Below are 14,549 nucleotides of genomic sequence, written 5' to 3'. Positions count from 1 at the left end.
TAAAGAATATGTATAGTGTGCCAGATTTGTGCGCTGTCGTCTGCTACCCAACCTTGCACGCCTAAGTACACACTGCCTAAAACACATGAATCAATTCATCTTTAATCAATGGTGCCGAATCTGACTCGGTCTAAATCCAGTCAGTAACAAACCGACGCCGTAAGCGGTTGCGCCCAACAAACATAATGACGCCAATTCGGCAATGCGCTGTAACTGCGGGGCATCATGCTGATAGAACTGCAAGCCACCAACCAAAACAACCGCCATCAAGACATTCCCGCAGAGATAACGGAAACCAATCACTTTCCAATGCGACTCAATACGATAGACGCCATCTCGTGCCAATGCACGATAGAGCAACCCTGCGTTTAAGAAAGCCGATGCTGTGCTCGCGAGGGACAGCGCCGCATGCAACGGCCATTGCAACAAATGGAAAATGCCGACCAAAATGAGGTTAAACACCATATTGGCAACCACCGCAATCAAACCAATCTTGACTGGCGTCTTGGTATCTTGGCGGGCATAAAAGCCCGGTGCAAAAATTTTGATCAGCATAAACGCCAAAATACCACCAGACAGACCCCGCAGTGCCCAGACGGTCATATCGACATCAGCCTGTCCAAAGCGACCATGCTGAAATAAGGCTTGAATCATAGGTTCTGCGAGTAGAATCATGGCAAGACTGGCAGGTATCCCGACCAGTGCAATGACTTGAGTGGCCCAATCCAGCATACGTTTGAAGCGATCATGATCTTTTTCGGCATGAATCGCAGAAAGTGAGGGCAAAATAACAGTCGCAATCGCAATACCAATCAAACCCAATGGCAATTCTGTCATCCGCTCTGCGGTATAGAGCCACGACACGGAGCCTTCTTTCATAAAAGATGCCAACACCGTGTCTAGCAATAAATTGATCTGCACCACAGACACACCAAAGAGGGCCGGTAGCATCAGCTTCAAAATCCGCACGACGCCTTCGTGTTTAAAGTCAACTTTGGGTGGAATCAGCAGTTTTTTCTTCCAGAGTTCCGGAATCTGGATTGCAAGCTGGATAAAGCCTGCAGCCATCACCCCCCAACCCAATGCCATGACAGGCACGCTCATCAGCGGTGCAAGCCACCACGCGGCAGCAATCATCGTCACATTCAGCAAGACGGGGGCAAACGAAGCCGTAGCAAAAGAGCCATAGCTGTTCAAAACACTCCCCGCGAAAGCGGTCATGGAAATGAGTAACAAATATGGAAATGTCAGGCGCAGTAGCTCAACAGCTAACTGAAATTTGACTTCCTGACCATGAAAGCCTGGGGCAAAAATAAAAATCACTAAGGGAGACGCGACAACAGCAAAGGTGGTTAGCACACCCAAGATGAGCATGAGCGAACCCGATGCCCGACTGATCAGAATTTGGACTTCTTCATGTGTTCTGGTGGTTTTATATTCAGATAAAACGGGCACAAACGCTTGGGAAAACGCCCCTTCTGCAAAAAGTCTGCGCAGGAAATTGGGAATTTTGAACGCCACCAAAAAGGCATCCATCACACCGCCTGCACCAAAGACATTGAGCAAAACCATATCGCGGACTAAACCCAAGATACGCGACAGCATTGTCATTGCACTGACAATAAAGGTGGAACGCCACAACGATCGCGCCATGCTATGCCTCAACACTTCTAGCAAAAAAGAGCGCTATTGTAGAGGATTTAGACAAATGGATTGCACTAATCCACACAAAGATTTTATAAAAAATAGACTTTCGTGACATAACCGCAACGATTTAAACCTATAGATCAGGCATTAATCGTTGATGCATAGCTTTGCAACATGTAGCCCATTATGATGATGACCTCCTTAGAGTCTCTCCAATTATGACCACGACAAAAATACATTCTCAGAAACCCAAAGCCCTGATGTGCTGGAGTGGCGGCAAAGATTCCGCCATGGCGTTGCACCGCGCTAGGCAAGATTTTGAAGTCGTCGCTTTACTGACAACACTCAATGCTGAGTTTAAGCGTATCTCTATGCACGGTGTACGGGAGGAATTACTGGATGCTCAAGCGGATGCCATAGGTTTGCCCCTGATTAAAGTCTGGGTCAGCATAGGCAGCAACCAAGAATACGAAGAGCAAATGACAAGCGCACTAAATCATGCCAAAGCAATTGGCGTGACCCATGTTATTTTTGGTGATATTTTCCTGCAAGACCTGCGTGAATATCGTGAACGCCAACTCGCCAAAGTCGGTTTAATTGCCGAGTTTCCACTCTGGCAATCCAATACAACACAGCTTATCCAAGAGTTTGTGACTCAAGGCTTCCAGACCGTCACCTGTTGTATCAATGATGGGTACCTTAACGAGTCTTGGGCAGGACGTGAGATCGACACGCAATTTATTCAAGATTTGCCTCCACATGTTGATCCTTGCGGGGAGAATGGCGAATACCATACTTTTTGTTTTGCTGGGCCTATCTTCAAACAATCGATCGGATTCGTACGTGGTGAAGTGATCTATCGACCTCTGCCAACACCTATGCCGATTAGCAGTCAAAATAATGATCTAGACAATTCAAGTTCTGACCAATACGAATGCATCTCCCCCGTTGAAACCAAAGGGTTTTGGTTTTGTGACTTAGAAACATTACCAACTTAAGCTACAATATACCTGACTATTTGGTTTGATCATGCGCTACTCGCTTTAGATTTTTACTGTATCCCTTTTCTTTGAGCAGTTCCTGATGAATAAAACCTGCCAGCGATGCCAAGCCAGCTTCGGTTGTTCAGCACTGAATAATGAGCCGTGCTGGTGTATGGATTATCCTAAAATACTGCGCTATCCAGACCCAGAGACGGAAGTGAGCGACTGCCTGTGCCCGACTTGCCTCACAGCTATCATCAAAACACGGATCGAACAGACCATTGATGATCGCAAGGTTCATCTATTTGCCCCTGCTGCAGCAACGGCTCTAAAAGATCAACCACTGATCGAAGGTTTGGACTACACCATTGAAAATGGTAACTGGGTACTCTCACGCTGGTATCTGCTCAAGCGTGGAGATTGCTGTGGTAATTCGTGCCGTAATTGTCCATATGGGCATGCCAACGTCAAAGCATCTTAAAAAGGCACTTCGTCTTGCCCCACTGTCTTTTTTAAGACAATATCGATTTAGATACCGCTTGCAGTACCTCTTCTGACAGGGCTTCATCATCCACTGCACGGGCGATGACCATCGCACCAACCAAACTGGCAACAATGGCCAGAGATTTTTCGCGTTTAACCGCTTCTGATTCATGACTAACCAAACCTGCGAAAAGATCAACCAGCGACCGGAACCCTTGCGTCAATTTATGACGGATTGTCGTGCCTTGGCGCGAGGCGTCGATACCGAGTGTCGCCATGACACATCCCGCACCCGGTTCTGCACAATGTTTTTTTGACAGATAAGCCCGCGTTATCACCTTCAGTGCACTCCCTGCCTCACGTTGCTCCGCAAACGCTGCGATCTTATGCCAGTTGCCAATGGTCTCTTGAAACGCACGATCGCTGGCCTCGGCCATTAGCTCTTCTTTGGAGTCAAACTGACCATAGAACCCGCCATGGGTCAAACCCGCATTTTTCATCAGTTCGGCAACACCAATACCATCAAAACCACGCTCACGGAATAATTTTGCTGCAACGTCCAGTACGCGCTCACGATTTTGTTCTGCTTGAACTTTACTGACTTTCATCCTGTTCACCATTATTTTTGAGTATGCTTGACATTATACATGACAAGCGTAATATATAAAAATAAATGATGATCGTAATTTAAAAGTGTAACTTAAAGCAATTTCATTTATACAATATCTATTCTGGTCACAGGAGAAATCCATGAAAACCCTACAGCGCGTTGCAATTCTTGGTGGTTCCCGCATTCCTTTTGCCCGGCAAAATACCAACTATGTCAACACCAGCAATACAGAAATGCTGACCGCTGCACTCAAAGGTGTGGTCAATAAATTTAAGCTTGAAGGTGAACGCCTTGGTGAAGTTGCTGCTGGTGCCGTACTCAAACACTCCCGAGATGCAAACATCAGCCGGGAAGCAGCATTGGATAGTGGTCTATCCCCAAGTACCCCCGCTTATGATGTGCAACAGGCCTGTGCCACATCGCTACAAACAACGATCAGCGTGGGCAATAAAATTGCGCTGGGTCAAATTGAAGTCGGTATTGCAGGGGGTGTTGACTCATCCTCAGATGCCCCTGTCGCATTGAATGAGAAATTGCGTCAGTTACTACTGAAATTTAATCGCAGTAAGACACGATCAGAACGCTTTGGTGTGATCACCGAAATTCGCCCCGATATGTTTGCACCGTCTATTCCCAACATTAACGAACGCCGCACAGGGCTTTCCATGGGTGAGCATTGCGAACTGATGGTCAAACGCTGGAAGATCACGCGTGAGGCACAAGATGAACTCGCACTGGCCAGCCATCTGAATGGCGCAAAAGCTTACCAAGAAGGCTTCTACGATGACTTGATCATGCCGTTTCAAGGACTCAATCGCGATAACAATCTCCGTGCAGATACCTCCGCCGAAAAACTGGCGAAACTGAAACCTGCTTTTGATAAGACCTCAGGTCAAGGTACATTAACGGCAGGCAACTCGACTCCCCTTACTGATGGTGCAGCAGCAGTATTGCTCTCTTCTGAAAGCTGGGCCAAAGCTCATGGCTTTGAGCCCCAAGCCTGGTTGATCGATGCGGAAAGTGCTGCAGTAGACTTCTTTGGTCCCCATCCTGAAGGTCTGCTCATGGCACCCGCACATGCAGTACCCCGTTTACTGGCGCGTAATGGTTTAACCTTACAGGATTTTGATTTTTATGAGATCCATGAGGCCTTCGCAGGCCAAGTCCTGTGTACTCTAGCCGCATGGGAGAGCAGTGAATACTGCAAAAATACACTGGGCTTAAAAGCCGCGTTAGGCGCGATTGATCGAAGCAAACTGAATGTAAAAGGTGGATCCGTCGGATTGGGGCATCCTTTCGCCGCAACAGGTGCGCGTATCCTTGCTACGGCCGCAAAGAATCTTGCTGAACACCGTGCCAAAACGGGTCAATCAGGACGCACATTGATCTCCATGTGCACCGCCGGCGGCCTTGGCGTCACCGCAATTATAGAAGGCTAGTTTGACTCTGACGTAAGATGTGCTACAAAACTCAAATGAAATAAGGGCTTGATATCAAGCCCTTATTTCATCAATTAAACAGCTCTACACTATCAATAAGTGTATTTCAGCTCGCCAAAGAACGTGCGCTCTGTAAATGGATGGAATAAAAAGTAACGCTCATTATTCAGGTTGTCTACCCCAACAGCCGCACTCCAATGCTTGGCAAAATTGTAATTCACCCGCGCATCCATCACAAAGAAGCTCTGAAAACCTTGATAGGTTTCAGGATTAGTATCGGTATTATCCACCGTTGCATATTGCTTGCCGCTATAGCGTCCCGCAAGAGTAAACGCCCAGAGGGGGTTGGGTCGATACGTCGCAACCAACGTTGCCCGCCAGTCAGGCACATAAGGCGTATGCTTGCCCACGGACGTTGCGCCAGCAATCGTCGGCACGTAGCTATCATTAGCCAGTATCTTGGCATTGACATAGGTCACGTTACCAGACAACTCCAATCCTTGAACCAAAACATTGTCGTGTTGCGCAAATAGCTCGATACCACGCTGACGGGTTTTATCAACATTCTGAGTAAAGGAGACGGGGTTTGTCACACCGGCAATCATTGATGTTTGAGAAATGAGCGCATCGGATACACGTTCTTCAAACAAAGAGATACGCAGCTTGCTCTCTGTGGTTTTACGCTCAAAAGCCAGCTCATCCGATAGAACGCTCTCAGGCTTTAGATAAGGGTTTGGCTGTGAGAACGTCGCCCCCGTCTGTACACTCTGATAAAGCTCGCCGACTGTTGGAAAACGCAGAGCCTTGCCGATCGAACCGGTTACAGTCCATAAATCATTTGCAGTCCATGCGAATGAGGCTTTGGGCGAGAATCCTGATTTTTCGACCTTGGGCTGATTGATCGGAAAACCTTTGCCATTACTAGTGACCGCATAGTTAAAGCCATCATTCGCCTGCCATTGTTCATAGCGCCCACCCAATGTCGCCTTCAAGACGGGCGTCAACTGCCAGACATCCTGCAACCACAGCGCACGCGTTTGTGTTTTACCGCGTGCATCGCTATAGAGACTGGTTGGGTTACCCGCTGACCAATTATTGGTGGTAAAAGTAGGGCTAGATAATTGATACCAATCCCCATGCACCCCAAAACTAAAATCATGGGCAACCAATGCCTCAGTGGGCGCTTGCAAGCGTCCCTTCAGATCCAAGGTCGTCCAACCTGTGCCTTTGGCATCGGCAATACGCCCTGCACCGCCATACTGTGCAGCAGGATAAATCCCCGTTGAGGTGCGCGTAAGGTCTTCAAGATATCTAAAATTACTGGCCACCAGTTCCCAATTGAAAGGTCCAGAATTATGGCTCTTCACACTCAAGCTCTGCATTAAACGCTGCTGTTCCACTGAATTACTGGCAAATTGGCCTGCAATTCCGCTGGCACTGTAGGCATATCCACCCATATTGACTTGCCCCGTAGATGCGCCGTAATAAGGATTTCCTGCACTGTCAGTCAGATATGAACGCGCTGTTGCATTGGCATCATTTTGCCAATAGCCAATCATATAGTTCGCGCTCAATGTCGGGCTAAAATCATAGCCCAGCTTGAGCTTGAAGTTATCCTGCACGGTATGATTGATATTGCCCGCACCCAGATACTGTATTGCACCGCCCGTACGGTTTTGATCAGCAATCGCGCCACTAATCACTGGAAGGTTAGCACCAGCCTTAGTCGTTGACTGTGCAATGCTGCCAAAGGTGATTGGCTGACTATCACTTTCTAGATGATTGGCGCTAAATACCCAAGAAAAATCTCCAACGCGGTCGCCTAAGAAGACACTGTACTGCTGCGCGGGATATTCATCTTTGGTTCCATACTGGGCGTAACGCTGCGACGTGCCACGAATTGTTGCACTGGCTTCGAAGTGATCAGGCATGCGCGTGGTGATTTCAGCGACCGCGCCATAAGAGTTACCCGCGTAGGCGGCAGAATATGGACCATACATCAGGTCAATCCGACTAATCTCTTCAGGCGCAACCATAAACCACTGCGGTGAGCCATTGCCGTTATTGTTATTCACCAATGTAGACAGCAACACGCCATCGGCAAAAATCAAACTGCGCGCACTGCCATTCACCCCGGTTGTACGCGTTGCGAGCGGTGCATTAGTGTCACCGATATAGCGTTTACGCACCAAGACATCAGGCAAATATTTAAGTGCATCTTCCGTATTAACCACATTGATCGTTGCGGCGGCTTGTTTCGCCGTGATACTGGCGGTCGTGGCAGGGAACTGGTTGGTTTTGTCAGCCACAGGGGACTTGCCCTTGACGACGATAGTGGCCATTTCTGCCTCTGGGGTGGCTTCGGCATGCACGGCCAATGACGTTGCAGCACAAGCAAAGGCCAAAGCGGTTCGTTTAAAACGAACCTGTTGAGTCAAATGACGCATAGATTCTATTCCTGATAAAAACTAGATGAATAAAAAGCTGAATGCGTAGAACGCTTGCACTGACAATCATCAATGCAAAGCGTGACGCGGCACATTCAAGCTTTTTGGGATCGTTTTGATGGATCAGGAATAAACAGGTGGTGCGTGAGGCTGAGGTCTAAAGAAGACAACAGATTTTGAATGAAAAGTACGATAAACACTTTGAACAACCGACTTCGGTGAAGTCAGGAACAGCATGAGCAACACCAGCACAATCGCCAGTGTTGGTAATAATCCGCCATCCAGTCCATGCGAACACAATGGACAGCTTTTCATAATTTTTGCCGCAAGCTCCATGACTTCATGTACGCGGGCATCATGATGATGCAGCATGCTGCTATCCATCATCGGCGCTGGCTTAACAATCGACTCAGGCATTGCTGTCATCGACATCCCAGACATATCCATGCCGGACATGTCGTGCATGTCGTGCATGTCGTGCATGTCGTGCATGTCGTGCATGTCGTGCATGTCGTGCATCATTGCGGAAGGCGTAGTGGGTGTCGAGGAGATTTGGATAGACAGTGGTCGGCAATGCTCAGAGAGCCCGTAGATGGCAGGCATCAAACCAAAGTTGATAAAGGTTGGCAACATCAAATGCCACAGCAAGCAAAGCAGCGCCACTGAACCAATGCTGGTTCGCGTCGCTTTAGATCGCATGTGTCGAATGATCAAATGTCTGCCAAGTCGCTTATTTATCGCGGCGGATTGTAGCAAGATGTAACTCAAAAGTGGAGGAATCAGGGGGAAATAATGATTCAGCCCTCATTACATGGACATCTTATACGCTATAACTCATCCCAAGTCGGCTGCTGTGCAAACCACTCCACCAGAAAATCAAGCATGGTTCGAAGCGTTGCTGGCATGTGCTTACGTGAGGTATAAACACCATAGATACCAAGCTCAAGCGCATGATAATCAGGCAAAATCACCGCAAGCTCACCGGTCCGAACCAACGGTGCAACTAAGGAGGTCGGCAGTAGCGCGATACCCGCCCCGGCAATTGCAGCTTGCATCAAAATCGATGCTTCATTCGCGCAGATCCTGCTATGAATGGGAAAATGCTTCAGTTTGCCCTCATGCTCGAATTGCCATTCGTTTTTGCCATGATAGGCATGCGTTAAACAATGATGACCTGCCAAATCTTCCCCACATAAAGGCGTGCCGTATTCACTAAGATATGCGGGAGACGCACAGACCACTGAGCTGCAAACGGATAATTGACGAGCAATGAGATTCGGGTCGAGATGGTTCGTTATACGAATCGCCAAGTCAATCCGCTCATCCACCAAATCGACCGTATGATCAAATAACAATAACTCAACACTCACCTCTGGATATTGCTTCACATAATCCGTGATCGCTTGCATGATCTGGACTTGAGCAAAAGATGAACTGGTTGTGATCCGTAGTAAACCATGTGGCTGACTTTCTGTTGGAGATAGCACCGCCTGCATATCATGCGTCATTTCCAATATCTGCCGGCAGCGCGTCAGCATTTCGCTCCCCGCCGCAGTGAGACTGAGTTTGCGCGTGGTGCGATGCAGTAAACGACTCCCCGACCAATGCTCAAGTTCCGCCAAATAGCGCGAAACGACGGGGCGAGACAAATTGAGTTTTTCAGCGGCGGCCGACTGACTACCCGACTCGACAACAGTCACAAAGACCTCCATCGCTGACAACTTATCCATCGTTTTGCCTCATGATTTGACCGATTTACGCAACAAACTATATCGAATAGTACGCTTTTTCACAGGAATAAAAACGCCTATCGTACAGATACAGCAAAAAATGACACCCCTGATACACCTCATAAATCATTTGGAGTAAATCATGTCTCAATTACGTTCAATCGCAATCCTCTCAAGCACACTACTCACCATCGCGGCAACTTCATCTGCAATAGCAGCACCACTCAAACTGGATATCTACAATCCGGGCAAAGACGCAATTTTCCCCGTCTCGTCGGTACTCGTTACGGGTAAAACGGATGCAATTCTGGTTGATGCCCAGTTTGGCAAGTCTCAGGCTGAAAAAGTGATTGAAAAGATCAAAGCCAGCGGTAAAAAACTCACCACCATCTATATCAGTCATGGTGATCCTGACTATTATTTTGGACTAGATACCATCAAAGCGGCTTACCCAGATGCCAAAGTCTTCGCAACCCCGCAAACCGTTGCCCATATCAAAGAAACCGTTGCAGGCAAGCTGGCGTTCTGGGGGCCTAAACTGGGTGCAGATGCGCCTAAACAAACCATTATTCCAGATGTACTCCAAGGCGACAGCCTGACCCTTGATGGTAAGAAGCTCAACATCATTGATCTCAAAGGCAACCAACCAGAACGTAGCGTGGTGTGGATCCCTTCAATTAAAGCAATTGTCGGTGGTGTGGTAGTCGACGGACCCAATATCCATGTCTGGATGGCTGACACCCAAACCCCAAAATCACATACAGATTGGCTGACGACTTTACAAACGATCAAAAATCTAAAGCCTAAAACAGTGGTCCCTGGACACTACTTACCCGGTGCGCCACTAAATCTTCAATCCGTGGACTACACCGCCAGCTACATCAAAGCTTTTGATGAAGAAACCCCTAAAGCAAAAGACTCTGCCGCACTGATTGATGCGATGAAGAAACGCTATCCACAAGTAGACGATGTGTCATCACTTGAACTCAGCGCGAAAGTGGCCAAAGGCGAAATGAAATGGTGATCGATGTCACCTGTTTCCCAAATCATCTGATTATTTAATATTAAATTTATTTTAGGAGTTACCTCATGAGCCATATTGCCATCATTGGCGCCACAGGTCGCGCTGGAAGCCAACTGCTTGAAGAAGCTCTGCGTCGTGGTCATACCGTCACTGCAATTGCTCGCAAAGCATCAAGTTTGGCAGGGCGCGAAGGCGTCACCCCCAAAGATGTAGATATCCTAGATGCGGCTGCACTTACGGATGCCGTAAAAGGGACTGATGCCGTATTCAGCGCAGCACATTTCTCCACAATTCCTGCGCATGCCATCATTGATCCGATCAAAAAAGCAGGCGTGCCTCGTTTACTGGTTGTCGGCGGTGCAGGTAGCTTGTTTGTCGCGCCGAATGTCAGAGTCATCGATACCCCGAACTTTCCTGAAGAATATAAAGCGGAAGCCACTGCAGGTGGGGTCTATCTGGATACCCTGCAATCAGAAAGTGAACTCGACTGGACGTTCCTCTCCCCTTCAGCGTTGTTCATCGAAGGTGAGCGCACAGGTAAGTTTCGCATTGGACAAGATGACTTACTGGTGGATGCCACAGGCAAAAGCTGGATCACCTTTGCTGACTACGCGATTGCTTATATCGATGAGTTAGAAAAACCAGCTCACTCACGTCAGCGTTTCACCGTGGGTTATTAATCGTATCGTTTACAGATAAAAAATCCGCGTAGATACGCGGATTTTTTTATGAATGACCTTCAAAACGTGCGATGCGTTCCGATGTGGGGGGATGTGTTGAGATATAGTTTTTAAGACCATTTTTCAGCGAATCATTGCCATCATTTTCACCACCGCCCACCGTTTCCAGACGGAGCAAGATATCGGAGAAATAATGTAGTGGAAGCTCCTTTTGCACCATCAGCTCATAGGCATAATCATCCGCTTCGCGCTCGAATTCGCGGGAATAAGTCAGCCCAACCAACTGTGCAGGCGTTTCGTTCAGCAGACTCGTGGTATTGCCCGTTACAGCGATAATCAGGGCTTTTAAAGAATCATTGGTAATGGATTGCCGCAGTGCATGACGCCGCTCGATATGTCCCGTCTCATGAGCAAGCACCGCCAGCAACTCATAATCATTGGCCACCAGATTGACCAATTCATCCGTCACCACAATACGACCATCAGGCAGTGCAAATGCATTAGGACCCAACTCCCCCCCTTGGCGAAAGATAATTTCCCGCTCGGGATTTGCAGAAATCCAATGCTTATACTCCTCACGAATCTCGATCCGCCGCGCGATCGGCAGTTCACTGTGCTTAAGCGTGTCATGATCAAGTGTTGCCAGTGTACTGACGCCAAGATCATCTAAAGTATGCTCAGGCAGTGCATAAGCCGTCTGCTTAGCAATCAGCGGTATCCCATACTGTAAGACCAGAACTGCAAAAATAATGGTGACGACAACACTGACTAATATCCAGCGCGGACTACTCTCCCAGCGCCAAATCCGGCCCAGCCACATCCGCTTCAACCACGCAAGACGCGACTCCGTCCAGTCCGTTGGCGTCAACCAATCCGGCAAATCCATTTGCAGTAGCTCTATACATACATCATGCGCGAACTCAATCATCGGCGGGGTCTGACCAATGGCAGCGCGTATCAAACCATCTTTTAATCGAAACGACAGCGCATCACTATCCCCCTCTAAATCGACCCAAACCATCCCACTATCATCACTGGGATACATGCGCCCCTGACGCTCACGCGAAGTCTGCCCATCAAAGAAACGGATCGCAATAGCTTGCTTCAGATGACGATGTTGCTTTGAATCCATAGATGGGAATACCTTGAGATTGATAAAAGTCTGACTTCAAGCTTATAAGGAGAGATCGATTCCGATCAGATCATTAAGCTCCTCACCAAACGCTTTTAGGTCGGCTTGCATCACGGCAAGAATCTCTTGTGGATCATCCTGCCACTCAATACTGACTGAATTAATCCGATAACGCTGAACTCGAATAATGGCCCAAGGGATCATCATACCGAGAGTCATGACACAGATCCAAAAATTACTATAGGCAATCCATAAATACTTAAAGACGCTAAGATCACTGGTAAAATCACTCCGCCCCAGTGACACCCGCGACCAACACAACCGAAAAACCAGTGCAGAGGTGATCCAATACATCGATGCAAGTACCATCAAAAATACAAAAATCAGCGGGCTTAAGCGCCATAAAATATTCTTAGCATCCTTCCAATCTTCAATATGGATATCCATGTTGGATAGATAGATCGCCAGCGCAGTCAAGCCAACATACAGGCCGACCAATAACAGCATCGGAAACCACATGGCGACATAAAAGTGTCGCACCTTCGCGTGAAATTGAAACTTTAACCGACCAAGCTGTAAGTTACTGAACTGATATCGCTTGTGTCGATAAATATAATACGGCAATAGCAAACCTAAACTGATAATAACGAGCAGCCCAAAGCCCCAATAGGTCATAAACGCCTGTCGCCATGTTCCGGTAAACTTAAATCGCACATGACGATAGACCGTATTTCTGGCCTTAAAACGGTAGGTTGCCCGAAACAAATAAGGAATGATGGCATAGATGGCAAAGAGCAGCACACCGGCAACCCACTGTAACCACGAGCCCTTTAATGCGCCTTCTGAATGCGCCCCGAAATACACAGCTAAAGCCGCAATCCGCCCAATAAAGATGGCACGCGCTTGACCCGTGAAGTCAAAACGAGCCCCTTCAAGTTCGGTATGCGTATAGAAATAACGTAGGCGCCTAACCTTCGCCCAAGGGGAATACAAGCTTAAGGTCATAATTGTCAGCAGCCAATTAACCAACCAAATGCCGAAATACTCACTGGCTTTGCCATAAAAACGAAAACGGCTCTTTTGCCCAAACAACTCCGGTAATGCAATTTCAGATTTAGGCTCGCTTGAAACCATAGGCAGAGTTGGGTCGTTCGACTGAAATGGCAAAGTCGTCATGGCTGCATCATCGATAAATCATTTGAAAGGAGAGTTTTCATTTTTTCCTTCTTTATAGGGTTACTTTTCAAAATCCTATTTTTTGAAACGCAAAATTCGTTCCGCTGTTGGGGGATGGGTGGATAGGTAGTCTTTGAAACCACTTTTGGCCAGATCCCCTTTCTTTGCTTCATGTTGTTGTTCTAATCGAACCAAAATATCCGAAAAATAATGCAAAGGAATACCCCGTGCAGTCATTAACTGATAAGCATAATCATCCGCTTCACGCTCAAACCCTCTTGAATAGGTCATTCCAATCAGTGCGGTAGGAATACTACTCATCAAGTCTGATGAATCCCCCGTTATTGCGATCATCAATACACCAAGAGATGCGCCCGTGATGGCCTGTCTGAGTGCATGCCTACGGGCCAAGTGTCCAGTTTCATGCGCAAGTACTGCAAGAATCTCAAAGTCTTGCTTGGATAAACCCACCAACTCATCGGTCACAACAATGGTGCCATCTGGTAATGCAAACGCATTGGCTCCGAGCAATCCCCCTTCACGAAAGATGATGTTTTGACTCGGCGTCCCTTTAATCCAATGATCATAATCCTGACGCAATTGATTTTGGCGCTGAACCGACAAATGACTCGGCTTCAAAAAGCTTTCATCAAACTGCGCCAATGCCTGTTTGCCTAAATTATCTAGGGTATGTTCTGGCAAGGCATAAGCGGTTTGAGTCGCGAAGGCAGGAATACCATAACGTACAACGACAAAACCAAACAGAACGGTGAAAATAATACTAGCCACTATCCATGTCGGACTCCGTTCCCACTGCCAGACCTTATGTAGCCAGAGCTGTTTAATCCAATTGAGCTTACTATCACGCTGACCAACATCATTAAGCCAACTCGGCAAATTCATATTTAAGAGTTCAATACGAACTTCGTTTGGAAACTCTATGGCAGGGGGTGTTTGACCTATCGCACCGCGTAAGCGGCCATCTTGAAGTGCAAATTGATGTATTGCTGCATCCGTTTGAATCGTTAGCACATCTGTACCCTGTACATGACTCATCAATGCATCATAGGGACGCGAAGTTCGCCCATCGTAGAAACGTACGGGGGTTGTCATCACGGCATTTGATTGCGTAGGTTCATTCATAACAGGCTCAAAGATCGCTGTGCCATATCCCCTGACTCATGATCAATGTAATCAG

Annotated in this window: 12 protein-coding genes and 1 pseudogene; 5 read left to right on the top strand and 8 right to left on the bottom strand. The window is 47.6% G+C overall.

From position 1 onward, the window contains the following. Positions 1–105: 105 nt before the first annotated feature. The gene (gene murJ, locus HYN46_RS01645; protein WP_114897817.1) at positions 106–1,653 is read right to left on the bottom strand and encodes a murein biosynthesis integral membrane protein MurJ; all 1,548 of its coding nucleotides are present in this window, start codon (positions 1,651–1,653) and stop codon (positions 106–108) included. A 212-nt stretch (positions 1,654–1,865) separates the two neighbouring features. On the opposite strand from murJ, the gene HYN46_RS01640 reads away from it, so the two are divergent. Then, a complete protein-coding gene (locus tag HYN46_RS01640; protein WP_114897816.1) occupies positions 1,866–2,645 on the top strand; it encodes a Dph6-related ATP pyrophosphatase in 780 nt (259 codons plus the stop codon). Positions 2,646–2,730: 85 nt separating this feature from the next. Continuing rightward, positions 2,731–3,111 (top strand): cysteine-rich CWC family protein, encoded by a 381-nt coding sequence (locus tag HYN46_RS01635; protein WP_114897815.1) that lies wholly within the window; start codon positions 2,731–2,733, stop codon positions 3,109–3,111. 31 nt (positions 3,112–3,142) lie between these two features. On the opposite strand, the gene HYN46_RS01630 is transcribed toward HYN46_RS01635, so the two are convergent. Next, positions 3,143–3,721, bottom strand: a complete 579-nt coding sequence (locus HYN46_RS01630) for a TetR/AcrR family transcriptional regulator (RefSeq protein WP_114897814.1) — start codon at positions 3,719–3,721, stop codon at positions 3,143–3,145. A gap of 130 nt (positions 3,722–3,851) precedes the next feature. Between HYN46_RS01630 and HYN46_RS01625 the strand changes: the two are divergent. Continuing rightward, a pseudogene (locus tag HYN46_RS01625) lies at positions 3,852–5,162 on the top strand (acetyl-CoA C-acetyltransferase); the annotation flags it as partial. Positions 5,163–5,254: 92 nt separating this feature from the next. Here the strand turns inward: HYN46_RS01625 and HYN46_RS01620 are convergent. The 3 genes from HYN46_RS01620 to HYN46_RS01610 form a co-directional block, all read right to left on the bottom strand. Beyond that, entirely contained in the window at positions 5,255–7,609 is a 2,355-nt protein-coding gene (locus tag HYN46_RS01620) for a TonB-dependent receptor (RefSeq protein ID WP_114897812.1), read from the bottom strand. A 123-nt stretch (positions 7,610–7,732) separates the two neighbouring features. Next, the gene (locus tag HYN46_RS17225) at positions 7,733–8,308 is read right to left on the bottom strand and encodes a hypothetical protein (protein WP_162818060.1); all 576 of its coding nucleotides are present in this window, start codon (positions 8,306–8,308) and stop codon (positions 7,733–7,735) included. 128 nt (positions 8,309–8,436) lie between these two features. Continuing rightward, positions 8,437–9,339 carry a LysR family transcriptional regulator gene (locus tag HYN46_RS01610; RefSeq protein ID WP_114897810.1) on the bottom strand — a complete coding sequence of 301 codons (903 nt, stop codon included), beginning with the start codon at positions 9,337–9,339 and terminating at the stop codon, positions 8,437–8,439. A gap of 142 nt (positions 9,340–9,481) precedes the next feature. Here HYN46_RS01610 and HYN46_RS01605 point away from each other — a divergent pair, with 142 nt between their 5' ends. Together HYN46_RS01605 and HYN46_RS01600 are read left to right on the top strand one after the other, a co-directional pair. Beyond that, on the top strand, positions 9,482–10,363 hold the full coding sequence (locus tag HYN46_RS01605; protein ID WP_114897809.1) for an MBL fold metallo-hydrolase: 882 nt from the start codon (positions 9,482–9,484) through the stop codon (positions 10,361–10,363). A 65-nt stretch (positions 10,364–10,428) separates the two neighbouring features. Further along, positions 10,429–11,043, top strand: coding sequence for an NAD(P)-dependent oxidoreductase (locus HYN46_RS01600; RefSeq protein ID WP_114897808.1), 615 nt, complete (start codon positions 10,429–10,431; stop codon positions 11,041–11,043). A 46-nt stretch (positions 11,044–11,089) separates the two neighbouring features. On the opposite strand, the gene HYN46_RS01595 is transcribed toward HYN46_RS01600, so the two are convergent. The 3 genes from HYN46_RS01595 to HYN46_RS01585 all read right to left on the bottom strand — a co-directional run bounded on the left by HYN46_RS01595 (position 11,090) and on the right by HYN46_RS01585 (position 14,494). Then, a complete protein-coding gene (locus HYN46_RS01595; RefSeq protein WP_114897807.1) occupies positions 11,090–12,175 on the bottom strand; it encodes a M48 family metallopeptidase in 1,086 nt (361 codons plus the stop codon). 42 nt (positions 12,176–12,217) lie between these two features. Continuing rightward, complete coding sequence (locus HYN46_RS01590; protein ID WP_114897806.1) at positions 12,218–13,351, bottom strand: YjgN family protein; 1,134 nt, start codon at positions 13,349–13,351, stop codon at positions 12,218–12,220. Positions 13,352–13,426: 75 nt separating this feature from the next. Then, on the bottom strand, positions 13,427–14,494 hold the full coding sequence (locus HYN46_RS01585; protein WP_114897805.1) for a M48 family metallopeptidase: 1,068 nt from the start codon (positions 14,492–14,494) through the stop codon (positions 13,427–13,429). Positions 14,495–14,549: the final 55 nt, after the last annotated feature.

It is taken from the genome of Aquirhabdus parva, assembly GCF_003351745.1.
GTDB lineage: Bacteria > Pseudomonadota > Gammaproteobacteria > Pseudomonadales > Moraxellaceae > Aquirhabdus > Aquirhabdus parva.
The sequence above is the reverse complement of the archived record's forward strand: the minus strand, read 5'-3'. Positions and strand labels throughout refer to the sequence as shown.